This window comes from Aeromicrobium sp. YIM 150415 (assembly GCF_016918125.1).
Classification (GTDB): Bacteria; Actinomycetota; Actinomycetes; order Propionibacteriales; family Nocardioidaceae; genus Aeromicrobium; species Aeromicrobium piscarium.
This window is the reverse complement of the sequence record NZ_JAERWM010000010.1, coordinates 40,305-67,298: the sequence shown is the minus strand read 5'-3', so window position 1 is coordinate 67,298 and position 26,994 is coordinate 40,305. Positions and strand designations below refer to the sequence as shown.

24 protein-coding genes and 1 tRNA gene are annotated in these 26,994 nt (G+C 68.5%); 7 read left to right on the top strand and 18 right to left on the bottom strand.

The features are described 5' to 3' along the window. Positions 1-22: 22 nt before the first annotated feature. Genes JL108_RS05945 through JL108_RS05925 form a run of 5 tightly spaced genes read right to left on the bottom strand, consistent with a single transcriptional unit; the run spans position 23 to position 6,265 of the window. Positions 23-1,738, bottom strand: a complete 1,716-nt coding sequence (locus JL108_RS05945; RefSeq protein WP_205197496.1) for an ABC transporter ATP-binding protein — start codon at positions 1,736-1,738, stop codon at positions 23-25. After that, entirely contained in the window at positions 1,735-3,408 is a 1,674-nt protein-coding gene (locus JL108_RS05940) for an ABC transporter ATP-binding protein (protein ID WP_205197495.1), read from the bottom strand. The genes JL108_RS05945 and JL108_RS05940 overlap by 4 nt, the downstream gene beginning before the upstream one ends. Beyond that, the gene (locus JL108_RS05935) at positions 3,401-4,186 is read right to left on the bottom strand and encodes an ABC transporter ATP-binding protein (RefSeq protein WP_307837201.1); all 786 of its coding nucleotides are present in this window, start codon (positions 4,184-4,186) and stop codon (positions 3,401-3,403) included. The genes JL108_RS05940 and JL108_RS05935 overlap by 8 nt, the downstream gene beginning before the upstream one ends. Continuing rightward, the gene (locus tag JL108_RS05930; protein WP_205197494.1) at positions 4,179-5,237 is read right to left on the bottom strand and encodes an iron chelate uptake ABC transporter family permease subunit; all 1,059 of its coding nucleotides are present in this window, start codon (positions 5,235-5,237) and stop codon (positions 4,179-4,181) included. The genes JL108_RS05935 and JL108_RS05930 overlap by 8 nt, the downstream gene beginning before the upstream one ends. Next, complete coding sequence (locus JL108_RS05925) at positions 5,234-6,265, bottom strand: iron ABC transporter permease (RefSeq protein WP_205197493.1); 1,032 nt, start codon at positions 6,263-6,265, stop codon at positions 5,234-5,236. Before JL108_RS05925 ends, JL108_RS05930 begins: the two co-directional genes overlap by 4 nt. 58 nt (positions 6,266-6,323) lie before the next feature. On the opposite strand from JL108_RS05925, the gene JL108_RS05920 reads away from it, so the two are divergent. After that, positions 6,324-7,286 carry an ABC transporter substrate-binding protein gene (locus tag JL108_RS05920; protein WP_205197492.1) on the top strand — a complete coding sequence of 321 codons (963 nt, stop codon included), beginning with the start codon at positions 6,324-6,326 and terminating at the stop codon, positions 7,284-7,286. 232 nt (positions 7,287-7,518) lie between these two features. On the opposite strand, the gene JL108_RS05915 is transcribed toward JL108_RS05920, so the two are convergent. Together JL108_RS05915 and JL108_RS05910 are read right to left on the bottom strand one after the other, a co-directional pair. Further along, positions 7,519-8,013 carry a GNAT family N-acetyltransferase gene (locus tag JL108_RS05915; protein ID WP_205197491.1) on the bottom strand — a complete coding sequence of 165 codons (495 nt, stop codon included), beginning with the start codon at positions 8,011-8,013 and terminating at the stop codon, positions 7,519-7,521. Between the two features lie 14 nt (positions 8,014-8,027). After that, positions 8,028-9,698, bottom strand: coding sequence for an acetolactate synthase (locus JL108_RS05910; protein ID WP_240190714.1), 1,671 nt, complete (start codon positions 9,696-9,698; stop codon positions 8,028-8,030). 147 nt (positions 9,699-9,845) lie between these two features. On the opposite strand from JL108_RS05910, the gene JL108_RS05905 reads away from it, so the two are divergent. Beyond that, positions 9,846-11,243 carry a sensor histidine kinase gene (locus JL108_RS05905; RefSeq protein ID WP_205197490.1) on the top strand — a complete coding sequence of 466 codons (1,398 nt, stop codon included), beginning with the start codon at positions 9,846-9,848 and terminating at the stop codon, positions 11,241-11,243. Between the two features lie 94 nt (positions 11,244-11,337). Here JL108_RS05905 and JL108_RS05900 read toward each other — a convergent pair whose 3' ends face one another. Next, entirely contained in the window at positions 11,338-11,589 is a 252-nt protein-coding gene (locus JL108_RS05900) for a WhiB family transcriptional regulator (RefSeq protein WP_087622947.1), read from the bottom strand. A 245-nt stretch (positions 11,590-11,834) separates the two neighbouring features. Between JL108_RS05900 and JL108_RS05895 the strand changes: the two genes are divergently transcribed. The 3 genes from JL108_RS05895 to JL108_RS05885 all read left to right on the top strand — a co-directional run bounded on the left by JL108_RS05895 (position 11,835) and on the right by JL108_RS05885 (position 14,547). Continuing rightward, positions 11,835-12,236 (top strand): hypothetical protein, encoded by a 402-nt coding sequence (locus JL108_RS05895; RefSeq protein ID WP_205197489.1) that lies wholly within the window; start codon positions 11,835-11,837, stop codon positions 12,234-12,236. 113 nt (positions 12,237-12,349) lie between these two features. Further along, the gene (locus JL108_RS05890; protein ID WP_240190713.1) at positions 12,350-13,561 is read left to right on the top strand and encodes an NADP-dependent malic enzyme; all 1,212 of its coding nucleotides are present in this window, start codon (positions 12,350-12,352) and stop codon (positions 13,559-13,561) included. Positions 13,562-13,578: 17 nt separating this feature from the next. Beyond that, positions 13,579-14,547, top strand: a complete 969-nt coding sequence (locus JL108_RS05885) for a zinc-binding dehydrogenase (RefSeq protein ID WP_205197488.1) — start codon at positions 13,579-13,581, stop codon at positions 14,545-14,547. A 170-nt stretch (positions 14,548-14,717) separates the two neighbouring features. Here the strand turns inward: JL108_RS05885 and JL108_RS05880 are convergent, their stop codons facing one another. The 10 genes from JL108_RS05880 to JL108_RS05835 all read right to left on the bottom strand — a co-directional run bounded on the left by JL108_RS05880 (position 14,718) and on the right by JL108_RS05835 (position 24,875). Beyond that, positions 14,718-15,326 carry an endonuclease gene (locus JL108_RS05880; RefSeq protein WP_205197487.1) on the bottom strand — a complete coding sequence of 203 codons (609 nt, stop codon included), beginning with the start codon at positions 15,324-15,326 and terminating at the stop codon, positions 14,718-14,720. Between the two features lie 20 nt (positions 15,327-15,346). Continuing rightward, positions 15,347-16,063 (bottom strand): AAA family ATPase, encoded by a 717-nt coding sequence (locus tag JL108_RS05875; protein ID WP_205197486.1) that lies wholly within the window; start codon positions 16,061-16,063, stop codon positions 15,347-15,349. A 4-nt stretch (positions 16,064-16,067) separates the two neighbouring features. After that, positions 16,068-16,244 carry a DUF6104 family protein gene (locus JL108_RS05870; RefSeq protein WP_087622952.1) on the bottom strand — a complete coding sequence of 59 codons (177 nt, stop codon included), beginning with the start codon at positions 16,242-16,244 and terminating at the stop codon, positions 16,068-16,070. A gap of 16 nt (positions 16,245-16,260) precedes the next feature. Then, positions 16,261-19,947, bottom strand: a complete 3,687-nt coding sequence (locus JL108_RS05865; protein WP_374190845.1) for a multifunctional oxoglutarate decarboxylase/oxoglutarate dehydrogenase thiamine pyrophosphate-binding subunit/dihydrolipoyllysine-residue succinyltransferase subunit — start codon at positions 19,945-19,947, stop codon at positions 16,261-16,263. Between the two features lie 213 nt (positions 19,948-20,160). Then, positions 20,161-20,892 carry an ABC transporter ATP-binding protein gene (locus JL108_RS05860; RefSeq protein WP_143911726.1) on the bottom strand — a complete coding sequence of 244 codons (732 nt, stop codon included), beginning with the start codon at positions 20,890-20,892 and terminating at the stop codon, positions 20,161-20,163. 5 nt (positions 20,893-20,897) lie between these two features. Continuing rightward, entirely contained in the window at positions 20,898-21,764 is an 867-nt protein-coding gene (locus JL108_RS05855) for an ABC transporter permease (protein ID WP_205197484.1), read from the bottom strand. 98 nt (positions 21,765-21,862) lie between these two features. Then, positions 21,863-22,309: an OsmC family peroxiredoxin gene (locus JL108_RS05850; RefSeq protein WP_143911724.1), complete on the bottom strand. Its 447-nt coding sequence runs from the start codon at positions 22,307-22,309 to the stop codon at positions 21,863-21,865. A gap of 75 nt (positions 22,310-22,384) precedes the next feature. Continuing rightward, positions 22,385-22,876, bottom strand: coding sequence for a metallophosphoesterase (locus JL108_RS05845; RefSeq protein ID WP_205197483.1), 492 nt, complete (start codon positions 22,874-22,876; stop codon positions 22,385-22,387). A 56-nt stretch (positions 22,877-22,932) separates the two neighbouring features. Beyond that, positions 22,933-24,558 carry an AMP-binding protein gene (locus JL108_RS05840; RefSeq protein ID WP_205197482.1) on the bottom strand — a complete coding sequence of 542 codons (1,626 nt, stop codon included), beginning with the start codon at positions 24,556-24,558 and terminating at the stop codon, positions 22,933-22,935. A 245-nt stretch (positions 24,559-24,803) separates the two neighbouring features. Continuing rightward, positions 24,804-24,875, bottom strand: a tRNA-Arg gene (locus JL108_RS05835). A gap of 47 nt (positions 24,876-24,922) precedes the next feature. Here JL108_RS05835 and JL108_RS05830 point away from each other — a divergent pair. Together JL108_RS05830 and argS are read left to right on the top strand one after the other, a co-directional pair. Beyond that, complete coding sequence (locus JL108_RS05830; RefSeq protein WP_205197481.1) at positions 24,923-25,312, top strand: response regulator; 390 nt, start codon at positions 24,923-24,925, stop codon at positions 25,310-25,312. Positions 25,313-25,332: 20 nt separating this feature from the next. Then, positions 25,333-26,994 (top strand): arginine--tRNA ligase, encoded by a 1,662-nt coding sequence (gene argS, locus JL108_RS05825; RefSeq protein WP_205197480.1) that lies wholly within the window; start codon positions 25,333-25,335, stop codon positions 26,992-26,994.

Below are 26,994 nucleotides of genomic sequence, written 5' to 3'. Positions count from 1 at the left end.
CCGGCCGAGGCCAGTCGGGCTGTCAGTCGGAGAGGGTGGGGGCGCTCCAGGCCTCCCAGAGCTCGGCGTAGTGGCCGCCGGCGGCGACGAGATCGCCGTGGGTCCCGGCCTCCACGATGCGGCCGTGCTCCATGACGAGGATGCGGTCGGCCTCCCGGGCCTGGCTGAGCCGGTGGGCGACGATGAGCGCGGAACGTCCTGCGATCACCGCGTGGGCGGCATCATCGAGGAGCCGGGCGCCCGACGAACCCGCCTCGGCCGTCGCCTCGTCGAGCACCACGATCTGCGGATCGTGCGCCGCCAACCGGGCAAGAGCGAGCTGTTGCCCCTGTGCGGTAGTGAGCGGATGCCCGAGGTGGCCGACGCGGGTGTCGAGGCCGTCGGGGAGCCCGCCGACCCATTCCGCGCACCGAGCGGTGCGCATCGCCGCCCAGACGCCGTCATCGTCGAGGCCCGCCGCGGCGAGGGTGATGTTGTCGCGGATGGTCGCGGCGAACACATGCACGTCCTGGGACACGAGGGTCAAGCGACCACGCACGTCGCGTTCGCCCGAGGACGGCTCCACGTGCCCGGCGACGATCGCCGCCAGCGTCGACTTGCCGGCGCCGGTCGAACCGACGAGCGCCACGTGCTCACCCGGTGCGATCTCCAGGTCGACATCACGGACGACCTCGGGACCGTCTCCATAGCGGTGGGAGACACCGTCCAGCCGCACCACGGGAGCTCCCTCGTGCGGCTGCTCGGGTGTCGGTGTCGGTAGCTCGAGTACACCGACGAGCCGAGCCAGCGATGCGCCCGAGGACTGGATCTGGTCGAAGATCATCAAGACGGCGCCGATGGGATTGAACAGCCGGTGGAAGTACAGCGCGGCTGCCGTCGCCGCGCCGATCGTGATGGCATCGGCGCGGACGAGGAGGAATCCGGTCGTCAGCACGGCGGTCAGGCCGACCCATTCGGCGAAGTTGATGCGGCCGAAGAGGCGCGTGAGTAGCGCGAAGACCTGCACGGCCTGGCTGAGCGCCGCGCGCGAATGATGGTGGATGCGGCCGCGAGCGCCCGCCTCGCGGCCGAGCGCACGCAAGGTGGCGGCGCCGTGCACACCGGCGACGAGCGCCTCGGCCCGCTCGCCCTGGGCGATCCGTTCACGCCGGTAGAAGGGTGCCGAACGGGGCAGGTACCACCGCAGCGCGAGCACATAGAACGGTGCTGCCAGCAGTCCGGCGAGCGCCAATCGCCAGTCGAGCGCGAACAGCCCGATCGCAGTGAAGGCGATGGCGACACCCGCGCGGACGAACTCGGGAATGGCGTTGTCGAGCGACTCGCTGATCTGTCGGACATCGTCGCCCACCCGGGACATGAGGTCGCCTGTGCCCGCGGCCTCCAATCGCTCGGTGTCCTGGTGCAGCGCCCGGTCCAGCACCTCCTCACGCAGGCGCGCCAGTGCGGGATTCGCCGCTTGAGCGAGAAGCACGGCGGACCCCGTGGTGGCCACCGCCCCGACGATCGCGGCGCCGACGATGATCGCGCTGCGCGTCAGCACGTCGCGGGCGGTGCCGTCGCCGGAGTTGACGACATCGACGATCGAGCCCAACACGAAGGGCGGCACGATCCCGGCGAAGCCGACGACGGCGAACAACAGGACACTCACGGTCAACGGTCCCCGATGGGAACGCAGCAGCGCCCACGCGTGGCGCGTGGTCGTGCGTCGGTCCGCGATCGGCAGGATCGCGCGGCTCATCGGATGACCGCCTCACGGTAGGTGTCGTCGCGTGCGAGCAGGTCGCGGTGGGTGCCGCGATCGGCGACGCGACCGGCCCGCACGACGACCACATGGTCGCTGGCGTCGAGGAGGGCCGGGCTTGAGCTCAGCACGAGGGTCGCGCGTCCCGCTCGCACGGAGCGGAGCCCGGCGGCGATCCGCTGCTCGGTGACGGCGTCGACCGCGCTGGTCGGATCGTGCAGCACGAGCACGGGCCGGTCCGCCGCGAGCGAGCGCGCCAGGACGAGCCGCTGGCGTTGTCCGCCGGACAGGGTGCCGCCACTGGCGCGGAGGTGGTGGTCGAGCCCGTCCTCGTGGGCCGCGATGACATCGTGCGCCGCGGAGGCATCGAGCACGACGTCGAGCTGGTCGCTCGACAGCGCGCGGTCGGGATCCATCGCGTCGAGCACGGTGCCCTCGAAGAGATCGGCGCCGTGGTCCACGACCAGCATCGAGGTGCGGCGCGACGCGATGCTCAGCGCCGACAGCTCGTGCTCGCCGAGGAGGATTCGTCCGCCGCCCGGTCGTGTCCCGTGTAGCGTGTCGACGAGCGCGGCGTCGAAGGCGGGATCGTCGCTGACGATCGTGACGAGATCGCCGCCCTTCACCGTGAGGTCCAGCTCCTCGACGGTCAGCCGGTCGGCCGGCGTGCTGAGCTCGACAGGACCTTCGGCGACGAGCGGGGGCGTGTGCAGGAAGCGGCTGATCCGCGCCCCGGATGCGAGCGAGGCCGCGGCCTGAGCGGTCAGCTCGCCGAGGGCGACGATCGGCTCGGCGAGATATTGCGCGACGCCCACGACGGCGATGAACTGCCCGAGGGTAATGGCATCGTCGAGCGCCCGTATCCCGGCGACGGCCGCGACGATACCGAGGAAGAGCGTGCTGAGGCCTGAGCTCACACCCGACAGCACGCCCCATGAGCGCGCCATCGTGATGCTCGCGCGCTGGGCGTCGAGGCTCGCCCGCGCGTAGCGCCCGGCGGCGACGTCCTCGCCGCGCACGCCCTTGAGGGGGCGGAGGCCGGCCATCAGGTCGCTGGCAACGCCGGCCGCACGGGCGATCGTCGCCTGCTGTGACGTGGTGCGCCGCGCGACAGCGGGAGCGAGGAGCTGAGTGAGGGCAACGGTCAGCGGCATACCGAGCATGACGAGCGCGCCGATCACCCAGTCGGTCCACAGCAACCAGACCCCGATCACGACGACCGCGGTCAGCGAGCCGAGGGCGAAGCCGAACTGCCGGACCACGATGCCGGTCATGTTCGCATCGGCGGTGGCGAGGGAGAGCACCTCGCCGGGCAACTGATCCGTGTCGGCCCCGCGAGGATCGAGCACATGGCTGCCGATCTCCTCGCGCAGCGTGTGCGATTCCTCCTGCACGCTGCGGAAGCCCAGCCGTCCGCCGAAGCGGTATGCGAGGCTGAATCCGGCCATGAGCGCTGCCAGCACGCCGAGCCAGAGCAGGAACGGGCCCAGATCGTCGCCGGCGATGCCGTGATCGACGACGAGTCCGATGACGACCGGGGTGAGGGCCTCGCCGAGCTGCCACGCGATGATGAGCGGATAGGCGAGCAGCAGCCGTCGCCCCTGCCGGCGGATCGTCTGCCGCAGCATTCCGGCGCCGGTGCGCGGCGCGGCCGACGGTTCAGGCATGGCTCGTCGGCACGACGGTGGGCAGTCCGTCGACCGGGTCGGCGAAGACGTGGGCCTGCAGGCCGAAGACCTCCCGCAGCAGCTCCGGCCGCAGCAGCGACAGGGGATCGCCCTCGGTGACGATCGTGCCCTCCTTCATCACCACGATGTGGTCGCTGTAGCGGGCGGCGAGGCCGAGATCGTGCAGGACGAGGACGATCGTCTTGCCGCGCTCGCGCAGTCGGACCACGAGGTCGAGCACGTCGACGGCATGGGCCAGGTCGAGATGCGTCGTGGGCTCGTCGAGCAGGAGCAGCGGGGTCTCCTGGGCGAGCGTCATCGCGATCCAGGCGCGCTGACGCTGGCCGCCGGAGAGCTCGTCGAGCGGACGGTCCGCAAGATCGAGGACGCCGGTCGCCTCCATCGCCTCGGCCGCGATCGCCTCGTCGGCCACCGACCACTGCCGGTACCAGGGCTGGTGCGGTTGTCGCCCTCGCGCGGCGAGGTCCGCGACGGTGAGCCCCTCGGGAGCCACCGGACTCTGCGGCAGGATCGCCAGGCGCTGGGCGATCTGTCTGGTCCGCAGAGACCCGACCGCGTCGCCGAACAGCGCCACGTCCCCGGATGTGGGGCGCAGCAGACGACCCATGGTGCGCAGCAGGGTGGACTTGCCGCAGCCGTTCGGACCGATGATCGTGGTGATCTTGCCGCTGTCGATCGTCAGATCGACGTCGCGGAGGACGGTCCGCGAGGTATAGCCGGCGGTCACCCCGCGGACGTGCAAGGGAACGTCAGACACTGGTCCTCCGCAGATGTCGGGTCATGAGGTAGAGCAGGACCGGGGCTCCCAGCACCGAGGTGACGATACCGACCGGCAGCTCGAGCGGTAGACGCGCGGCGAGGAAGTCCGCTCCGACGAGCAGCAGGGCGCCGACCAGGCCGGAGGCAAGGGGCGGGGGACCGGCGGTGCCGAACAGTCGCATGGCGACCTGTGGCGCGACGAAGGCCACGAAGGCGATCGGTCCTGCAGCGGCGGTGGCGACCGACACGAGGGCGACCGCCGTGATGAGCGCGCCGGCCTCGGTGCGGCCGGCGGAGACTCCCAGCGCCTGGCCGATGTCTCTGCCGAGCCTCAGGGCACCGAGGCCGCCGGCGAGCCGCAGGCAGACGAGGACGGCGAGCGCCACCATCGGAGCGAGGTAGACGACGTCACCCATCCGCACCCCGCCGAGGGATCCGACCAGCCATCGCACGGCAACGCTCGCCTCCTCGACCTCCGCGCGGGTGAGTAGCCACGAGGTGAGGGCCAGGGCCAGGGCGTTGATGCCCAGACCGACGAGCACCAGTCGGTAGCCGTCGAATCCACCGCGCCATCCGAGGGTCAGGATCACCCCGGTCGTGATCAGGCCACCGAGGATCGCGACGGGGACCAGCGCGACGGTGGTAGAGACCCCGAGCAGTCGTTCGGTCGTCTCCGGCCGCACGAGGGCAAGGACCGCGAAGGTGCCGGCACCGGCTGAGACGCCCAGGATGTCGGGGGTGGCGATCGGATTGCGCGTGATCGTCTGCGTGAGCGCGCCGCTCGTGCCCAGGCAGAAGCCGATGAGGGACCCGGCCAGCAGCCGCGAGAGGCGCCGGTCGATGATGACGAGGTTCTCGATCCGGGTTCCGCCGCCGGTGAGCGTCGCGATGACCCGGCCGGGGCTGATCGCGAGGGCGCCGGTCGTCATGGTCAGCCACCACATCGCCAGCAGCAGCAGGATGCTGACGAGGGTGGCGATCGCGGTGCGCCGCCGCCAGCGGGTCCCGACCGGCCCGATGGTCCATCCGGCACGCGTCTCGGTGCTCACAGAGCCACCATCCTGCGGCGTCGGGTGATCGCGATCAGCACCGGCGCACCCACGATGGACATCACGATGCCCACCTGCAGTTCGCCGGGAGAGGCGATGACGCGCCCGATCGTGTCGGCGATCAGCAGCAGCGCCGCGCCGATCAGGCCGGCCTGTGGCACGAGCCAGCGGTAGTCGTGGCCGCTGATCAGCCGGGCCGCGTGCGGAGCGACGAGTCCGACGAAGACGACGGGACCGCAGGCCGCCGTCGCGGCACCGGCCAGCAGGGTGATGCCGATGATGCCGAGCATCCGGGCCGCGATGATGCTGACGCCGAGCGAGCGTGCGACGTCCTCGCCGAGCCCGAGGGAGTTGATGGAGAATCCGTTGGCGATCGCGACGACGGCTCCGGTCACGATGAGCACGGCGAGCAGCGGCACATAGGAGGTATCGCGCCCGGCGAGAGAGCCGACCTCCCAGAAGCGCATGACATCGAGGCTCTGCCGGTCCAGCAGCACGATTCCCGAGGTCAACGAGCTGAGGAGCGCTGAGACCGTCGTGCCGATGACGGCCAGCATCACCAGGGCTCCGCCGCGTAGATGGCCGAGTCCGAGGAAGAAGACGAGGAAGGACGCGAGGGCCGCGCCGATGAGGGCCGCGCCGATGATGCCGATCGGCGTACTGACGCCGAACGCGAAGGCCATGATCGCCACCGCGAAACCGGCACCGGCGTTCACGCCGAACAGTCCGGGTTCGGCCAGCGGGTTGCGCGTATGCCCTTGCATGAGGGCTCCCGCCATGCCGAAGGCCAGCCCCGCCAGGAGCCCCAGCAGGGTGCGTGGCAATCGCTGGCTCGTGATGACGACCGCGTCGGCGGTGCTGGCGGAGCCGCGGAGGGCGTCCAGCACTGTCGAGAGCGGGATCGACCGTGCGCCGATGGACAGGCTCAGCGCGATCGCGACGGCCAGGAGCACCGCGAGAGCGACCGTGGCACCGGCCTGGCGACGGGTACGCGAACGCCCGACAGGGGGTGCATGCACGACGTTCACGGATTTAGGTTAGCCTCACCGTTGTCTCTGTCGATGAACACCCCGGAAGAAGGCACCCATGAGACTGAGTTGGAAGGCCGGCGCCGTGACGCTGGCGGCGGCGATCGCCCTGAGTGCATGCGGTGACGGCGGCGGAGAGTCGCAGGACGCGTCGTCCGATGACACTCGCACCGTCGAGTCGACCTTCACCGGTGAGCAGGTCGAGGTGCCGGCCGAGCCGCAGCGGGTCGTCGCGCTGTGGCGGACGGGCTCGGAGCTCGCCGATCTCGGCGTCGTGCCCGTGGCACAGCTGGAGGGCGAGCTCATCGACTCCGAGCTCGAGCCCGAGGTCTTCGACAAGGTGGCCGATGTCCCGGTGGTCGGCTCCTTCGAGGGCGTCGACATCGAGAAGGTCATCGAAGCCGATCCCGATCTCATCATCGGCATGGACCACGGGAGCCTCTCGATCGACTACGACGAGCTGTCCGAGATCGCTCCGACCGTCATCTTGAAGATCGCCGAGCCCACGGACGTCTGGGCCAACTACCCGCTGGTCGCCGAGGCCGTCGGCAAGAGCACCGACTACGAGGAGCAGCAGGCTGAGCTCGAGAAGTCTCTCGCGGCCATCCAGGACGAGTACGGCGAGGATCTCGCCGACCTGCAGGTCACCTCTCTCGGCACCACGGACGGCACCATCTGGGTCGATACGTCGAAGGCTCTGCTCTACGACCGCATCACGGCGGCGGGCTTCGGATACAACCCGGCGTACACCGACAACCCCGAGCGCTATGTCACTGAGCTGGCGATGGAGAATCTGCCCGATCTGGCCGATCAGGACGCGATCTTCTACGATGTCGGCATCGACGGCACGCCTGATCCCGCGGTGCAGCAGCTGATCGACTCGCCGTCCTTCCAGGCGCTGCCCGCCGTCAAGGCCGGTCACGCCTTCCCGATCACCTCGGGAACCAACTACACCTTCGCCGGGGCGAACAAGCAGGTCGAGGATCTGCGTGCCGCCGCCGAGGAGCTCACCGGCAACTGAACCCGACGGTCCCTTCGACGGAAGTGTGATCTCGATACGGCACCGGCTCGCTGCGCTCGCGGTGCCTACTCGATCACCGATCTGGACCCGACCCTCGGTGGTCGAGTAGGCCCGAGGGACGAGGGCCGTATCGAGACCACGCTTGGGTGATCTCGATACGCAACCGGCTCGCAGAGCTCGCCGTGCCGATCTCTCACCTCGGTGGCCGCGCTGGAGCGGAGCTACGTCGACCTCAAGCGATCTCGCGGACGAAGGCCCACAGGGAGATGCCACGGGGGTCCGGTGGCGACCAGTCGCGCTCGGGCACGCGGCGAAAGCCCATCGACTCGTAGAGTCGGTGGGCTTTCGTCTGCGTCGGCATCGAGCAGAGCCACATCCGTGACAGGCCGAGTTCCGCGGCCTCGTCGAGGCAGCGGCCGACCAGCGCGCGGGCGGCTCCGCGACCACGATGAGCCGGGTCGACCGCGAGGGCGCGGAACTCTCCCTCGTCATCGCTCGTCGCCAGCTCCCGATACGGTGACCCCGGCGGGCACCAGGTGATCGATCCGATGACGGCGCCGTGGTGCACGGCGACGATGACGTCGTCGGCGCGTCCGGCCGCGTCGGCCAGCCAGCTACCGTACTCATCGCCGGTGGTGAGATGCCCGTCGGTCGTGTAGCCGTCGACCACCACCCGTCCGGCCGCGACGAGCTCGTCGCCGGACGGACGGCGGATCTCGAGTGTCATACCGCGGCCCCGGGTCAGACGCCCATGGTCGCGCGGGGGTACTGCGCGTTCACATCGGTCATGACGTTGACCAGATAGGGGATGCCAGAGGCGAAAGCCCGGTCGATGGCAGGGCCGATCTGGCGCGGATCGGTGACCATCTCACCCCCGCCTCCCAGCGCCGTCACCACCTGGTCGTAGCGAGTGCTCGGTGCGAGGTCGGCGGCGACGTCGTAGCCGTAGAGCATCTGCATCGGGGCCTTCTCCAACCCCCAAGCGGAGTTGTTGCCGACGATCATCACGACCGGGAGATTGTGTCGCACCAGGGTGTCGACATCGATGAGCGACATACCGGCGGCCCCATCGCCCAGCAGCAAGACGATCTGACTGCTCGGACGGGCGATGCGCGCCGCCATCGCGGCACCGAGTCCTGCACCGAGGCAGCCGTACGGACCCGGGTCCAGCCAGCCACCGGGGCGACGCGGCTCGACGAACTTGCCGGCGAAGGACACGAAGTCGCCGCCGTCTCCGATCACGACGGCATCGTCGTCGAGCCGGGGGAGCAGCTCACCGTAGATGCGGGCCGGGTGGATCGGATCGGCCTCGGCGCCGAGTAGCGCCTTGTCCCGTTCGACCGCGCCGGTGACCGTCTGCTGGAGCTGATCGGTCCAGGTGCTCCAGTCCGGTCGGCGCTGCTGCGACTGCAATGCCTCGAGCAGGGCGTCGAAGAGGGTGCAGAGGTCTCCGGCGGCAGAGGCACCTAGCTCGGCGTGGGAGGACACCTGCCCGGGGGAGTCGGCCAGGTGCACGGTCGTGGCGGCCGGGGCGCCGTCCTTGCCCCCGAAGCGTCCGAACCCGAGCCGGAAGTCCAGGGGTGTGCCGGCCACTATCGCCAGATCACAGGTGCCCAGTGCTGGTGATCGTGCCTTCGTGACCAGGAGCGGATGGCCGCCGGGCACGACACCGCGACCCATGCCATTGGCGACGACGGGGATTCCCGAGCCTTCGACGAAGCGTAGGGCCGCCTCGTCGGCGTGATCGGACCAGACATCCGAACCCAGGACGAGGACGGGGCGGTGGGACTGGGCGAGCAGGGCCGCGACCCGCGCGATGTCATCGGGATCTGGTTCGACCACGGTGGCCTCTCCGCTGGCGGTGTGCTCGACGGGGCCGTTGGAGAAGAACACGTCCATCGGGATGTCGACGAAGGTCGGTCCGCGGTGTGAGGAGCGGGCCGCGGTGAACGCCTCGTCGACGGCGGGCGCGATCTCGGTGAGCGATCCGGCGGTCCGCGCGGACTTGGTGACCGACTCCACGATCGGGGGATGGTCGAGCTCCTGCAGCGTGCCGCTGCCCCAGGTGGCCGCGGGCGCGCGGCCGCCGACGACGACGAGCGGCGCGCCCGAGAAGTGCGCCTGGGCGATCGGACTCACGCCATTGGTGACGCCCGGCCCGGCGGTCAGGACGGCGAGCCCGGGAGTGCGGGTCAGCTTGCCGATCGCCTCGGCGGCGAAGACGGCCGAGGGTTCGTGCCGCACGTCGATGATCGGCATCGGATCGTCGGTCGTCACCGCGGCGTCGTACATCGGGAAGACGTGGGCGCCGGAAAGGGTGAATATGGTGGTCACGCCGTGCGCGCGTGCCACGTCCAGGGCGTGGTGGCCGCCGTGCGGACCCGTCGGCTCGGGCATCTCCTGCTCGCTCATGCCGCCACCTGTACCGAGATGTGCTCCCGATTCGTCGATGGGAACCGCCTCTGGTTGACGAGTGCGGAGCAGATCGTGGTCCTGGGTGCGCTGTGCTCGCTCATGTGACGTAGGTTACTGGCCGGTTGGGCGCAGTAGGCTGACGACGTGCCGACGCTGGAGGACATCGCCGACTCGCAGAGCTCGCTCTCCGCCGCTGAGACCGGGCGACTCCAGGCGCTCGTGGCGCGATGGCAGATGATCGCCGATCTCGCCTTCTGCGACCTGGTGCTCTGGGTCGCCGACGTGGAGGGCAAGGGCTGGTGGGCCGCGGCCCAGATCCGCCCCGCGACCGGGCCCACGACCCTGCTGGAGGACATCGTCGGCTCCTTCGTGCCTCGTGAGGAGCCACCGGGCGAGGAGCAGCTGCCCGACGGTGTCCTGGTGCAGGTCGAGACCATCCCGGTGCGCTATGAGGGGCGCACCATCGCGCTGCTCGGACAACGCCGCTATCGCGAGGCACGTCGTTTCCCCGGCGCGCTCGAGCAGTCCTACGCGCAGACGAGCGATGTGCTGTTGCAGATGGTCCGCGAGGGGCGATTCCCCGTCGCGGGCACGGAGGAGCTCGCCGATACCTTGCGGGTCGGCGACGGGCTGATCCGCGCCGATGCGTCCGGGCGGGTCGGTTTCGTGAGTCCCAATGCGATGTCGGCCTACCGGCGGCTCGGACTGCGCAGCGATCTCGTGGGAGCCGATCTCGTGGCGGTCACGAGCGAGCTGCTGCACCACCGCCCGACGGACCGCGGCTTCGCCGCGTTATTCGGCGACACCGAGTCGGTCGCCGATGTCGAAGGCGTGGACGCCTCGTTGCGGATGCAGATCGTGCCGCTGACCTGCGGGGGTCACCGCGAGGGCTACCTGGTGCTCCTGCGCGATGTGACCGAGCTGCGCCTGCGCGAGCGGGAGTTGGTCTCCAAGGAGGCGACCATCCGCGAGATCCACCACCGGGTGAAGAACAACCTGCAGACGGTGGCCGCGCTCCTGCGCCTGCAGAGCCGGCGGGTCGTCGCCGATGAGGCCAAGGAGGCCCTGCGGGAGGCGGAGCGGCGGGTGGGCTCGATCGCGCTCGTGCACGAGACGCTGAGCCAGTCCTTCGATGAGATGGTGCCCTTCGACGATGTCGCGGACACGTTGCTGCGCACCATCCCGGAGTTCGCCGACCAGGTGACCGTGCGGGCCGAGCGGATCGGGAGTTTCGGACTGCTGCCCGGGGAGGTGGCGACCTCGCTCGCCATGGTGCTCTCGGAGCTCTTGCAGAACGCGGTCGAGCACGCGTTCACGGGCCCGGAGGGCCGGGTGACCGTCGCTGTCAACCGGATTCGGGGGCGGTTGCGGCTGCGAGTGAGTGACGATGGCCGCGGATTCGATGATGATTTCGACGCTGGCGCCAGTCTGGGACTGTCGATCGCGACGACGCTGGTGGAGAGCGAACTCGGTGGATCGCTCTCCTTCGAGCGCTCGCCGCTGGGCGGTGCGATGGTCACGATCAACGTCGACCTCGCCTGACCTGCGCATTCGCGGTCAGGGTGACCTGGGAGGTCGCACCATCGAAGAACCCCGGTGCCCATGAGGGCCCGGGGTTCGACATGCTAGCGTGAGGTCACGCAGTACGGATCCTGGCTCGTGCGTTGCGACGCTTCAGTGCACGGCGCTCGTCTTCGCTCATGCCTCCCCACACTCCGTGGTCTTGACCGCTTTCGAGTGCCCACTGGAGGCACAGTTCGCGGACGTCGCAACGGCGGCAGACCACCTTGGCCTCTTCGATCTGCATGATCGCGGGGCCGGTGGTTCCGATGGGGAAGAAGAGCTCGGGATCCTCGTCGAGGCAGGCGGAACGGTGGCGCCAGTCCATGAGGACGCTCCTTCCCAAATTGGCGGCTTTCTGGATGAGAATGAGGCAGGCTCGTATCGCATAGCCCGGCGGCATTCGAGGACTACTCTCGCAAGGTTTCGAATACATGACAAGAGTGATACGCCTGTGAGAGGTGTCGGTTATCTCACACGTGTCGAGGTGGCTCGTCGGCGGGACCCGTTGTAACGCGTTTCGGTCTCGTCGGGGCGCCTCCGGACGAGGCGCCACGCTCTAGGCTGAGTGGCGTGTCCACCACCGCTGACCCGACCGGGCGTCGGCTGCTCGTCGCGGCCGGGGCGATTGCCCTCGTGCAGGCGACGGCGCTGCTGGGGCTCGCCGTCCTCGACCTCACTCACCTCGTGGACGAACGGGTCGGCCTCGGCGTCGGTATCGCCGTCATGCTCCTGGTCTTCGGCGGTGGCCTGGCGGTCGCGGCGATCGCGGTGATGCGGGGCCGGCACGGGGGTCGTGGGCCGGTCCTGGTCGCCCAGCTCATCTCGCTGGGGTTGGCCTGGAACCTGCGCGATGCCGGCGACGATGTCGTCCGTGGCGTCTCGCCGGTGCTGGCGCTCGCGGCGCTGGTGGTGTTGGTGTGCCTGTTCTCGGGCCCGGGACGCCGGGCAATGAGCCGCGACGAGCCGGCCTGATCCGGTGTGAGAGACTGTCCGAGGCACACCCACGCCCTTGCGGACATCTCCGCTTCTGGCCGCCAGACCGGTGACCTCTCCACGCCCCGCCCCACGCGTTCAAGGACACCCGCATGGTCGCCTATGACATCTCAGCCTCCCCGGATATCGACATGACCCTTCCCGACGAGACCGATCCGGTCTTCGCCCTTCATCGCCAAGGCAAGATGGCGATCGGTTCCACCGTCGAGCTGCGTGACGCCGACGACCTCTCGCTGGCGTACACGCCCGGTGTCGCGCGGGTGTGCGAGGCGATCGCCGCCGACCCCGAGCTGGCACACGAGTACACCTGGGTGTCCAACACGGTGGCGGTGGTCACCGACGGCACGGCGGTGCTCGGTCTGGGCGATATCGGCGCTCCGGCGTCCATGCCGGTCATGGAGGGCAAGGCCGTGCTGTTCAAGCAGTTCGGCGGGGTCGACGCGATCCCGATCGCCCTCGACACCACCGATGTCGACGAGATCGTCGACACCGTGGCCCGGCTCGCGCCCTCGTTCGGCGGCATCAATCTGGAGGACATCTCCGCGCCCCGGTGCTTCGAGGTCGAGCGGCGACTCATCGAGCGACTGGACATCCCCGTCTTTCACGACGACCAGCACGGCACCGCCGTGGTGACGCTCGCGGCGCTCATCAACGCTGCCCGCTTGACCGACCGCGAGCTGGACGAGCTCAAGGTCGTCATCTCCGGCGCCGGCGCCGCGGGCGTGGCGATCGCCAAGATCCTGCGCGCCGCGGGGGTCCGCAAGATCAGCGTCGTCGACCGCACGGGCGTTCTCGTGCCCGAGCGCGAGGACCTCACCGAGATCAAGCGGTGGCTCGCGGAGTTCTGCTCGCCGTGGGCGTCGGCGGGCTCGATCGAGGACGCCCTGGTCGATGCCGACGTGTTCGTGGGTGTCTCCGGCGGCACCGTCCCCGAGGACGCGGTCGCGCAGATGGCACCGAATGCGATTGTCTTCGCGATGGCCAATCCGCATCCGGAGGTGCATCCCGATGTGGCCCGCCGGCACGCCCGTGTCGTCGCGACGGGGCGGTCGGATTTCCCGAACCAGATCAACAACGTGCTGGTCTTCCCGGGGATCTTCCGCGGCGCGTTGGACGTGCGGGCCACCGAGATCTCCGAGAGCATGAAACTCGCCGCGGCGTCGGCGCTCGCCGACCTCGTCGGCGACGATCTGCGCGAGGACTATGTGATCCCCTCGCCCTTCGACCCGCGGGTGGCGCAGGTGGTGGCGCGGGCCGTGACCGACACGGCACGTCGCGACGGACTTGCCCGCCGACCGTACTGACCGACATCAGGAGAAGCATGTTCGCTGTCTACGCCGGATCCATCCACCCCGACAATCCCCTCGAGGGCCTCGTCATCGGTGAACGTCCCGAGCCCGAGGTGCCCGAGGGCTGGACCACCGTGACCGTCAAGGCCGCCTCGATCAACCATCACGATGTGTGGAGCCTGCGCGGTGTCGGCCTGCGCGAGGAGTCGCTGCCCATGATCCTGGGCTGCGACGCCGCGGGCCTCGACGAAGACGGCAACGAGGTCATCGTGCATGCCGTGATCTCCGATCCCTCGTGGCGCGATGACGAGACCCTCGACCCGCGCCGTTCGCTGCTGTCGGAGCGGTACCAGGGCACCTTCGCCGAGCGGGTCGCCGTGCCGCGCCGCAACGTGGTGCCTAAACCCGAGGGTCTCTCGATGGCCGAAGCGGCGTGTCTGCCGACCGCCTGGTTGACCGCCTACCGGATGCTGTTCACCCAGTCGGGACTGCGACCGGGTGACGCGGTGCTGGTGCAGGGTGCGGGCGGTGGCGTGGCGACCGCCGCGATCGCGCTCGGACGGGCCGCCGGCTTCCGGGTCTTCGCGACGAGCCGCGATGCCGACAAGCGCGAGCGGGCGATCGAACTCGGTGCGCACGAGGCCTTCGAGTCCGGCGCCCGGCTGCCGCAGAAGGTCGACGCGGTCATCGAGACCGTCGGTGCGGCGACCTGGTCGCATTCGATCAAGTCGATGCGCCCCGGCGGCACGATCGTCATCGCCGGTGCGACATCGGGCGATGCGCCGAAGGCCGCCGAGCTGACGAGGATCTTCTTCCAGCAGATGCGCGTTCACGGTTCTACCATGGGCACGCGTGACGAGCTCGCTCGGCTGGCGGAGTTTCTCGATGTCACAGGCGTGCGCCCGGTGATCGAGGCGGAGATCGCGATGGAGGATGCCGCCCAGGGCCTGCAGAAGGTCATCGACGGCGATCTCTTCGGCAAGATCGTCCTCACCCGCTGACCTCACCTGCGTCGGCCCCTGTCCCGAGCGCGGGGTCCCCGGTGGGCGGTGGGTTGCGCACCTCTCCAGCTCGTTGAGGGGTGCGTAACCCACCGCCGTGGCGGACGAGGGGTGCGTAAGTCACCGCCGCGGCGGACGAGGGGTGGCTAAGTCGCCGCTCCGGGCAGGCATCACGCGAGCGCGGCTCTCACGCAGGCGGCGGCGAGAGCAGGGAGCTCCTCAGCATCGACCAGCTTCGCGAGTCGCTCGGGTCGATCGGGCAGGCCGGCCTCGCGCGCGCCGTCCAGGACCTTCTGATCCATCGAGGGGACCAATTCGGGCCAGATCCCTTGGGCCTCGCGGCAGAAGATCGCCGCCCCCGTCGGACCGATACCGGGGAACTCCTGTAACCGTTCCCGGATCTCGTCGACGCCGGCGGATGCCTCGCGCAATCGGCGTAGATCTCCGCGATAGCGGTCCAGCAACAGCTGAGCCCCGTCGCCGAGCTGCGTCGAGGTGCGCTCGTCGTAGCGCCGATAGTGCCCTCGCCCGAGGGCGTCGACGCGTTGCTGCCAGGTCGCGTCCGCCATCCGGCGCGGCGTGAGGAAACCGGCCCGGTTCAACTCCCGCGCGGCGGCCGCCGCGATATCGCTGTCGATCCGGGCCGAGAGCAGTGTGGACAGGACGAGCAGCCGGTACAGAGGCGAAGGCTTGTCGCGCAGCGTGATACCCGCTTGTTCGGCGAAGGTGGTGCCGTGGCGCTCCATCAACGAGCGCGCCGTCTCGCGTTGAGTGCTCATGGCCCGACCCTACGCTCGTATCAGTCGACCATCACGTGGCGAAGATAGCGATCTGGATGGTCCAGGAATCCCCGCCAGTGCCGCACCAGCTCGAGATCCTGCCACGCCGATTCACGCAGACCCCAGGGGCCGACCTCCAGGATCCTGGCACCGGACAGGGCGGCGAGCACGGGGGAGTGGGTCGCGCAGAGGACCTGACCGCCCTCGCGGACGACCTCGCCGAGTGCCGCGACCAACGCCAGCGTGGAGGAGAACGACAGCGCCGCCTCCGGCTCGTCGAGCACGTAGAAGCCCGGCGAGGTGAATCGGGTGCGGACGACCTCCAGGAAGGACTCGCCGTGACTCATCGCGTGATAGTCCGGTGTCGTCGGCGCCGCGTGGTTCTCGCTGTACGTGTACCACCCGTGCATGGTCTCCGCGCGCAGGAAGAAGCCCCACCGGGGCGCCCCGATGCCCCGTTGCAATGTCAGCGCCTCACCGAGTCCCGATTCGCTGGTCCGGGTGGTATGGGCACCTTGAGTGCTGCCGCCCTCAGGCGACAGGCCGTAGGCGCCGGCGACGGCTTCGACGAGCGTGCTCTTGCCCGACCCGTTCTCACCCACCAGGAAGGTCACTCCCGGGCCGAGCTCCAGCCCTTCGTCGAGCAACTGCCGTACTGCGGGGATCGCTGAGGACCAGTCGCTGGGCGGGAGCGCGCCGGGGAGCACTCGCACGACCGGCTGCTCCTCGAAGGCCACCGGATCACTCGTCCTCGTCGTCGAGCCGGGCCAGCCAGGTGGCCAGCCGCTCGACCGGCACCTCGAACTCCGGGTTGAGGTCGACGAAGGCCGAGAACTGCTCCGCGAGCCACGCCAGGGAGACCTCCTCGTCTCCCCGGCGCGACGCGAGCTCCTCGATGCCGCGATCGGTGAAGTACACGCCGGCTACCCTCCGCTCAGGCGAAGGCCTGGTCCATCAGATCGCGCGCCTCAGTGACGTGGACAGCGTGCGAGCCGACCGCCGTCGTGCTGGACTCCGGGCGCGAGACGACCGTGAAGGGCAGACCGAGCAGGTCACGCAGGTGCAGCGCGTAGTACGGCCACGGTCCCTGGTTCTCCGGCTCGTCCTGCACCCAGCGCACCTCGGCGGCGTTCGGGTACTTCGCGATCTCGGCGAGGATCTCCTTCTCGGGGCGCGGGTACAGCTGCTCCACGCGGACGATCGCCGTGCGGGAGTCCTCGCGCTTCTTGCGCTCGTCGAGCAGGTCATACGCGACACGACCAGAGGTGAGGATCACGCGCTCGACGGTCGAGGCCTCGGCCACGTCGTCGGCGATCACCGGACGGAACTCGCCGCGGGTGAAGTCATCGGGCATGCTGGTCGCTGCCTTGCGCCGCAGCAGCTGCTTGGGCGTGAAGACGATGAGCGGACGGTGATCGGCCTCCATCGCCTGCTTGCGCAGCAGGTGGAAGTACGACGCGGGCGTGGACGGCTGGGCGATGCGCATCTCGTCGTTCGCGGCGAGCTGCAAGAAGCGCTCGATGCGACCGGACGAGTGGTCAGGGCCCTGACCCTCGTAGCCGTGCGGCAGCAGCAGCACGACACCGGACTTCTGGCCCCACTTGGTCTCGCCGGAGGAGATGTACTCGTCGATGACCGACTGGGCGCCGTTGACGAAGTCGCCGAACTGCGCCTCCCACATCACCAGTGCCTCGGGACGAGCCACCGAATAGCCGTACTCGAAGCCGAGCGCGGCGTACTCGCTCAGCAGGGAGTCGTAGATGTAGAACGTGCCCTGGTCCCCGCCGACGTGCGACAGCGGGGTCCACTCGGCGGCATTGTGCCGGTCGATGATGACGGCGAAGCGCGAGGAGAAGGTGCCACGACGCGAGTCCTGGCCCGCGAGGCGTACCGGACGGCCCTCGAGGAGCAGCGAGCCCATGGCGATGATCTCGCCGGTGCCCCAGTCGATGGGACCGGCCGTGATCGACTGGGCCCGGCGCTGCAGCTGGGGCATCACCTTCGGGTGCACCGTGAAGTCCTCGGGCGCCGTCGTGTAGGCGTCCGCGACGGCCTTGAGGACCTCGGGGGAGACCGCGGTGACGTAGCCGCTCTCGAAGGGCTTGGCCGGGTACTCGGGGATCCGCGTGTAGTCGGGGATCTCGGTGGCGTCCTTGACCTTGGCGAAGTTCGACTCCAGACGCTTCTGGTAGTCCGCCAGGGCTTCCTCGGCTTCCTCCATCGTGATGTCGCCGCGACCGACCAAGGCCTCGGTGTAGAGCTTGCGCACCGACTTCTTGTTCTCGATCGTGTCGTACATCAGCGGCTGCGTGAAGCTCGGGTCGTCGCCCTCGTTGTGGCCTCGGCGGCGGTAGCACACCAGGTCGATGACGACGTCCTTGTGGAAGGTCTGGCGGTACTCATAGGCGAGCTGCGCCACCCGGATGCAGGCCTCGGGATCGTCGCCGTTGACGTGGAAGACCGGCGCCTGGATCATGCGCGCGACATCGGTGGAGTACGTCGAGGAGCGCGATGACGACGGGCTGGTGGTGAACCCGACCTGGTTGTTGACGATCAGGTGGATCGTGCCGCCGGTGCGGTAGCCGCGCAGCTGCGAGAGGTTGAGGGTCTCGGCCACCACGCCCTGACCGGCGAAGGCGGCGTCACCGTGGACGAGGACCGGCAGCACCGGGAACTCCTCGCCGCGGTTGAGCCGGTCCTGCTTGGCCCGCGTGATGCCCTCGAGCACCGGGTCGACGACCTCGAGGTGCGAGGGATTCGACGCGACGGAGACCTTGACCTTGTCGCCCTTGGACGAGGTGAACTCGCCCTCGACGCCCAGGTGGTACTTGACGTCGCCGGAACCCTGGACGGTACGCGGGTCGATATTGCCCTCGAACTCGCGGAAGACCTGACTCGGGTCCTTGCCGGCGATGTTGACCAGGACGTTCAGCCGGCCGCGGTGGGCCATGCCGATGCACACCTCGGAGAGGCCGTCGGCGGCGGCACCGGAGGCGATCTCGTCGAGCACCGGGATGGTGGTCTCGCCGCCCTCGAGGCTGAAGCGCTTCTGCCCGACGAACTTGGTCTGCAGGAAGGTCTCGAAGGCCTCGGCCTGGTTGAGCTTCTGCAGGATGCGCAACTGCTCGCTGCGCGGGGGCTTGACGTGCGGACGCTCCAGGCGGTCCTGGAACCATTCGCGCTCGCCCGGGTCCTGGATGTGCATGTACTCCACACCGATGGTGCGGACGTACGAGTCCCGCAGGATGCCCAGGATCTCGCGCAGCTTCATGAGCGACTTGCCCGAGGCGTTGCCGAACGAGCCGGTGGCGAACTCCCGGTCCAGATCCCACAGCGTCAGACCGTGCGAGGCCGTGTCGAGATCGGGATGCGTGCGCATCTTGTACTCGATCGGGTTGGTGTCGGCGATGAGATGGCCGCGGACCCGGAACGCGTGGATGAGCTCGAGCACCCGTGACTGGCGGTGGAGCTGGTCATCGTGGCTGACCGCGATGTCCTGAGCCCAGCGGATCGGCTCGTAGGGGATGCGCAGGGATCGGAAGACGTCCTCGTAGAACCCGTCGGCGCCGAGCAGCAGCTGGTGCACGCGCTTCAGGAACTCACCGGACTGGGCGCCCTGGATGACGCGATGGTCGTAGGTGGAGGTCAGGGTCATCATCTTGGAGATCGCCATCTGCGCGATGGTGTGCTCCGAGGCGCCCTGGAACTCCGGGGGGTACTCCATCGATCCGACGCCGATGATCGCTCCCTGGCCGGCCATCAGGCGCGGCACCGAGTGATTGGTGCCGATGCCGCCGGGGTTGGTGAGGCTGACGGTGGTGCCCTGGAAATCCGAGACCTCGAGCTTGCCGTCGCGAGCCTTCTTGACCATCGTCTCGTAGGCGGACCAGAACTGGGCGAAGTCCATGGTCTCGGCGGCCTTGATGCTCGGCACGAGCAGCTGGCGGGTGCCGTCGGGCTTGGGCAGATCGATGGCCAGGCCGAAGTTGATGTGCTCGGGCTTGAGCTGGACGGGCTTGCCCTTGTCGTTGTGCTCGAAGCCGATGTTCATCTCCGGCATCGCCTTGATCGCCTGCACGACCGCGAAGCCGATGAGATGCGTGAACGAGACCTTGCCACCGCGGGCCCGGGCGAGGTGATTGTTGATGACGATGCGATTGTCGAACAGCAACTTGACCGGAACCGAGCGCACGCTGGTGGCGGTGGGGACCGACAGGCTCTGGTCCATATTGGTGGCGGTGCGGGCGGCAGCGCCCTTCAGCACGACCTTCTCCACCTCGCCAGGGCCCTGCGGCTGCTGGGCGGCAGCAGGCGCGGCCTTGGGCGTGCCGCTCTTCTTGGTCGGAGTGGCCTTCGGCTCGGTGCTCTTGGCAGCCGGGGGAGTCGCGGCGGTGTCCTTATCGGGCACGCGCGTCTGCGCGCGCTCGCCACTGGCCGTCTTGTCGGCCGGCTGCGTGGTGGGGGTCGGGGAGGCTGCGGCCTTCTCGGCGACCGAGTCGGGCTTGGCCGCGGCGCCGTTCGACGCGGCCCCGTTCTGCTCGCCCGCGTAGTTGCCCTGGCGGAAGAAGTCCGCCCATTGGGAGTCGACCGACGACGGATCGCTGGCGAACCGCTCGTACATCTCCTCGACGAGCCACTCATTGGCTCCGAAGTCGGGGGACTGGGCGTCGGAATTGGACGTTGTGGTGGAGGACTCGGCCACGGCCTGAATCGCCTCTTCCGGAGTGTGCTGAGGAGTGGGTGAAGTCCCGACAACTCTAGCGCGGAAGACCAATGGTCTGCAGGCAGGGCCGCAGGGCGGGTCGGTGAGCGGTAGGCGCCTCGCGACGAGCCGTCACTTGATCCGTGCGACGGCCTCGCTGATGGGGCCGTCGAAGACCTTCTTGCCCTTGTGCAGGACGATGCCGCGGGTGCAGAGCTTCTGCACCATGCCGAGGCTGTGGCTCACCACGAGCATCGTGACACCCTCCGCCGTGAGCTCGGCGATCTTCTTCTCGCACTTGGCCCGGAACGGTGCGTCGCCGACCGAGAGGACCTCGTCCACGAGCAGGATGTCCAGATCGACGTGGATCGCGACGGAGAACGCGAGACGCATGAACATGCCCGAGGAGTAGTGCTTGACCTCCTGGTCGATGTGATCGCCGATCTCGGAGAACTCGACGATGTCGTCGAAGCGCTCCTCGATCTGCTGTCGGTTCATCCCGAGGATCGCCGCGTTGAGGTAGACATTCTCGCGACCGGAGAGATCCGGATGGAAGCCCGCGCCGACCTCGATGAGTCCGGCGACCCGGCCGCGGGTGTAGACATGGCCCTCGTCCGGCTCCAGGACGCCGGAGATGAGCTTGAGCGTCGTCGACTTGCCCGAGCCGTTGAGCCCGAGGACGGCGACGGCCTCGCCCTCCGGGACGGAGAAGCTCACCCCGTCGAGGGCGATGAAGCGATCGGCGCGGACCGGCTTGCGCTTGGCCCACGTCACGAAGGCCTCCTTCAGCGAGTGGGTCTTGCGCTTCAGGAAGTGCTTGGTGACATCGTCGACGATGATGCTGGGCAGGGCGGGGTCGGACATCGGCCTCACAGATCCTGGGCGAAGGAACGCTCGAAGTGACGGAACATCAGCTGGCCGACGACGACGGTGAGCAGGGAGAGGGTCACGGCGACGGCGCACATGAGGAGAGCATGGGGCGGCCAGGCCGCCTCGGTGGAGATGACGGGCGCCCAGAAAGCCTCGTGAAACATCTCGACACCGATCGAGAGGGGGTTGGAGAAGTAGATGCCGAAGGCCCACCCCGGTAGGACATCGCGCAGCAGTACCCAGGTGTACAAGGTCGGCGTGCTCCACATCGAGACCATGCGGATGATCTCGACGAAATTCTGGGCATCGCGGAATCGGACGTTGACCGCACCGAACATCATGCCCAGCCCGAGGGCGAAGGTGGCGATCATCGCCACGGCCGCCAGCGCGATGCCCACGGAGGCCAAAGTGGGGACCCAGCCGAGGATCACCACGATCACCAGCAGGATCGCGATCTGGGGGATGAAATGGATGAGCGCGACGAGGATCGCCGATACCGGGAACAGCTCACGTGGCAGATAGATCTTGCGGACCAGCGCGCGATTCTCGACGATCGCGTTGGTGGCGTTGCCGAAGGCCTCATTGAAGAAGTTGACGAGGATCAGCCCGGAGAACAGGTACACCGGGAAGTACTCCACTCCGCGGTGCATCTGCAGGACCATGCCGACGATGAAGAAGTACACCCCGAACTGCACGCCGGGCTTGACGTACGACCACGTCCAGCCAAGCACGGAGTTGCGGTAGCGCGTGGCGGTGCCCTTGCGTACCAGCAGTCGCAGCAGATAGCGACGGCGGAACACATCGAGCAGGCCGCGCCCCCTACCGGGGGTGTCGAACGCGCTCAGGTCCACGTCGGTGACCGACATGCCCTCTCCTTAGAAACGAGAACTCAGGGCCCACGAGTGGGCCCTGAGCATCGTACTCGTCTCCTCCTCGCGGCCCATGGAGCCACGAGTGGAGTGCGTCACGCGGTCTCGAGCGCGGCGTCCAAGGTGATGGTGTCGACGCCCTCGAGGGCCTTGCTGACCGGGCAGCCGGCCTTGGCCTCCTCGGCCGCCTCGGCGAAGCCGGCCTCGTCGATGCCGTCGACCTCGCCGCGGACCGTGAGGTCGATACGACTGATCTTGAAACCGCCCTCGGGGTCGGGGCCGAGGGTGACGGCTGCCGAGGTCTCGATGCTGATCGGCGTCGCACCGCGCTGGCCGAGCAGCGCGGTCAGTTGCATCGTGTAGCAGGACGAGTGCGCCGCGGCGATGAGCTCCTCGGGATTGGTCGCTCCGCCACCGTCCTCGGAGGAACGTTTCGGAAAGGACATCTCGAAGGTGCCGAGACCGGAGTCGGTGAGCTCGACTTGTCCGGATCCGTCCTCGAATCCGCCGTCCCAAGCGGTGCGTGCGTGGCGTGTGGGCATGGTTGCCTCCCAGATGAGTTGGACGTCTGCCACCGACGCTAGCCACCTCGCGCCATCGCACAAGTCGACGGACCACTAGAGCCGGTGGAGTTCGACGTCGCGCAGTTGTCCGTCGGCGATGGTCGCGGTCATGTAGGTGCAGTACGGCTGGCGTCGGCGATCCGTGGGGGAGCCGGGGTTGAGCAGTCGCAGGCCGTTGTCGGCGACCGTGTCCCACGGGATGTGGCTGTGGCCGAAGACCAGTATGTCGGTGTCCGGGTACTGCACGGCCATACGTTTCTCGCGGCCCTTCGACGCCCCGGTCTCGTGCACCACCGTGAAGCGGATACCGTCGAGCTCGACATCGGCTCGTTCGGGCATCCGTGCGCGCAGATCGTCGCCGTCGTTGTTGCCCCAGCAAGCGACGAGCCGGGCGGATCTCTCCTCGAGACGCTCGAACAGTGCGAGATCCATCCAGTCGCCGGCGTGGAACACCACATCGGCTGCATCGACCTCGGCCCATAGGCGATCGGGCAGATCGCGCGCTCGCGTCGGCACGTGCGTGTCGGACATCAACAGCAGCCTCATGTCTCGCAGTGTGCCTGTCGGGCCGCTCGACCGCAGGTGCGGCCCATGGGCTGCTCTCAGGCGAGTCCGTACTCCCGTGCCGAGCTCTCCCGCATCTCGGCCTTGCGGATCTTGCCCGTGACCGTCATCGGGAAGTCGTCGACGATCTTGACGTAGCGCGGGATCTTGTAATGCGCCAGCCTGCCCTCCGCGTACTCGCGGACCGATGCTTCGTCGAGAGGTTCCGTGCCCTCCCGCATGCGGATCCAGGCGCACAGTTCCTCACCGAGGCGCTCATCGGGGACGCCGATGACCTGGACATCCTCGATATCGGGGTGGGCGTAGAAGAACTCCTCGATCTCGCGAGGGTAGATGTTCTCGCCTCCGCGGATCACCATGTCCTTGATCCGGCCGACGACGACGCAGTAACCGTCGTCGCGCATCTGCGCCAGATCCCCGGTGTGCATCCAGCCCTCGTGGTCGATGGACTCGGCGGTCTTCGCTTCGTCATCCCAGTATCCGAGCATCACCGAGTACCCGCGGGTGCAGAACTCGCCGGTCTCTCCGCGAGGGAGCGTCTCACCGGTCAACGGGTCCACGATCTTGATCTCGAGATGCGGTCCCACTCGGCCGATGGTGGCAGTACGTCGTTCCAGATCGTCATCGCCCCGGGTCTGTGTCGATACCGGCGAGGTCTCCGTCATGCCGTAGGCGATGGACACCTCGTCCATGTGCATATCGGCGATGCACCGCTTCATCACCTCGACCGGACAGGGCGCACCGGCCATGATCCCCGTGCGCAGGCTCGACAGGTCGAAGGAGGCGAAGTCCGGATGGTTGAGCATCGCGATGAACATCGTGGGCACGCCGTACACGCCAGTGCACTGTTCGTCCTGGACCGCCTGCAGGGTGATGGTGGGGTCGAAGCCCTGCGCGGGGATGACCATCGTCGAGCCGTGGGTCACGCACCCCAGATTGCCCATCACCATGCCGAAGCAGTGGTAGAAGGGCACCGGGATGCACAGCCGGTCCTGTTCCGTGAAGTCGATCGTGTCGGTGACGAAGTAGCCGTTGTTGAGGATATTGCGATGGCTGAGGGTCGCGCCCTTGGGGAAGCCCGTGGTTCCGCTCGTGTACTGGATGTTGATCGGATCGGTCGCGGACAGCGTGGACATCCGTTCGGTGATCGCCGGGGCGGGGAGTGAGCGCCCTTCGTCGATGAGCGCTGCCCAGTCCTCGGAGTCGAGGTAGACCACGCGCTCGAGCGTGGGGCAGTCGGCACGTGTGCTGTCGACCATGGCCCGGTAGTCACTCGTCTTGAAATGCGTCGCGCTCACGAGGAGACGCATGCCGGACTGATGGACCGCGTAGGCGAACTCGTGGGTCCGATACGCGGGATTGACCGTGACCAGGATCGCTCCGATCTTGGCGGTCGCGAACTGCGTCATGGTCCACTCGGGACAGTTGGGAGCCCAGATCCCGACTCGATCGCCCTTCTCGATACCGGCCGCGAGGAGACCCCGGGCGATGTCATCGACGGCGGCGTCCAGCTCGGCCCAGGTCCATCGACGTCCACTCGCGATATCGACCAGCGCCTCGCGGTCGGCGTGGAGATCGGCGATGCGCTCGAAGGCGGCTCCTATGGTCTCCTCGAGCAGGGGAGTGTCGGTGGGACCAGCGGCGTACGACAGCTCAACGGACATGCGTTCGCACCTCTCATCGGTTCCAAGCCCACCGGGAACGTCGGCCCGAGCGAGCGGGTGTGACCTACGGCACCATCGTCGCGCGTCTCGGCTGAATCGGCTGGTTGTGGCGGCCGGCGCGGCAGAACCGGGGCTCCTCAGTCACACGGAAGGACCTGCGCGGCCGCTCGGCGGCGGCGGTCTGGGCTGAGGAATGAGAGAGGCCCTGATCAGCATCACCGCTGATCAGGGGCCTCATGCAGCGGCGCCCCCGCTAGGATTCGAACCTAGGCTCCCGCCTCCGGAGGGCGGTGCTCTATCCCCTGAGCTACGGGGGCCGTGCGAATGCGAGCCTACCGCATGCCTCCTCCGTTACGGTGGGCCGGTGGCCACTGTCCTCGTCGTCGACGACACCCCGTCGATCAGGTTCCTCATCCGCACCAATCTGGAGCTGGCGGGCCACGATGTCGTCGAGGCCTTCGACGGCCTGGACTCCCTGGAGATGCTCTCGGTCACCGATCCGCCGCCCGACGCGGTGACGATGGACATGATGATGCCGCGCATGGACGGACTGGCCGCCGTGCAGCGGATCCGTTCCGATCGGCGATGGGACCGACTCGCCATCGTCATGGTCACGACCCAGGGTCAGCACTACGACGTGACGGCCGCCGACCGGGCCGGGGTCGATGCCTATGTCACCAAGCCTTTCGAGCCAGATGCGCTCGTCGCCACGATCGAGGGTGCCATCGCCGACCGACAGGCCGGGGACACCTGAGCCGTCGGTAGGCTGGGGCGGTGACTCCCGAGCAGCTTTCCGCGGCGATCGTCGCCGCATTGCAGTCCCTGGTCGACGACGACTCCCTGGCGCTCAGCGCCGGGGTGCCGGACACCGTCCGTGTCGAGCGGCCCAAGGTCAAGGAGCACGGGGATTACGCGACCAATGTCGCGATGCAGCTCACGAAGCAGGCCGGCCGCCCGCCGCGCGAGATCGCCGAGCTGATCGCTGCCCGCCTCGGCGCCGCCGAGGGCATCGCGGCGGTCGACGTCGCGGGGCCCGGCTTCCTCAACGTGCGGGTGGCGGCCGCCGCACAGGGTGAGATCGCCCGGCAGGTCCTCGAGGCGGGGGAGTCGTACGGACACGCGCCGTCGACGGGCCGCCGCGTCAACCTGGAGTTCATCAGCGCCAACCCGACCGGCCCACTGCACCTCGGTCATACCCGCTGGGCCGCCGTCGGCGACGCGCTCTCGCGTGTGCTGCGCGCCGCCGGCGATGAGGTGACCAATGAGTTCTACATCAACGACCGCGGCAACCAGATGGACAAGTTCGGCGCCTCGTTGAAGGCCCGTGCACACGGTCAGCAGCCTCCTGAGGACGGCTATCACGGTGACTATGTCGCCGAGTTGGCGCAGAAGGTCGTCGCGGCCCATCCGGGCATCCTCGAGCTCCCCGAGGACGAGCAGCTCCTCGCCTTCCGCGAGGAGGGATATGCGATGCAGCTGGCCGAGCAGCGCAGCGAGCTGGAGGAGTTCCACACTCACTTCGACGTGTGGTTCTCCGAGCGGTCCCTGCACGACTCGGATGCCGTCGAGCGCGGCCTCGATCGCCTCCGCGAGGAGGGTCGGCTGTTCGAGTCCGACGGGGCCACGTGGATGCGCACCACCGACTTCGGCGACGACAAGGACCGGGTCCTCCTGCGTTCCAATGGCGAACTCACCTACTTCGCCTCCGACACCGCCTACTACGTCGACAAGCGGGACCGCGGTTTCGACCCGTGCATCTATCTGCTCGGTGCCGACCACCATGGCTACGTCGGCCGGCTCCAGGCCATGGCCGCCTGTGTGGGCGACACCCCCGGCGAGCAGATCCAGATCCTCATCGGTCAGCTGGTCAAGATCCTGCAGGACGGCCACGAGCTCAAGCTGAGCAAGCGCGCCGGCACGATCGTGACGCTGCGCGAGCTCATCGACCTCATCGGCGTCGACGCGCTGCGGTACACGCTCATCCGTTACCCGGCCGACTCGCCGCTCACCCTCGATGTCGCCGAGATGACGCGCAAGAGCAACGACAACCCCGTCTACTACGTGCAGTACGCCCACGCGCGGCTGTCCTCGATCCTCCGCAACGCCGCCGACCTCGGTCTCACGCCCACTCTGGAGTCTTTCGACCCGGCGCTCGTGTCGACCGACCGTGAGGGCGACCTGTTGCGCTCGCTCGCGGAGTTCCCTCGTCTCATCGCCCAGGCGGCCGAACTGCGTGAACCGCATCGGGTGGCTCGGTACCTGGAGGAGGCCGCGTCCACCTTCCACAAGTTCTACGACGTGTGTCGGGTCCTCCCGCAGGGCGACGAGGAGCCGAGCGACGTGCACCGGGCCCGTCTCGTGCTGGTGGCCGCCACCCGCCAGGTGTTCGCGAACGGTCTCGCCGTCCTCGGGGTCGACGCTCCGGAGAGGATGTGA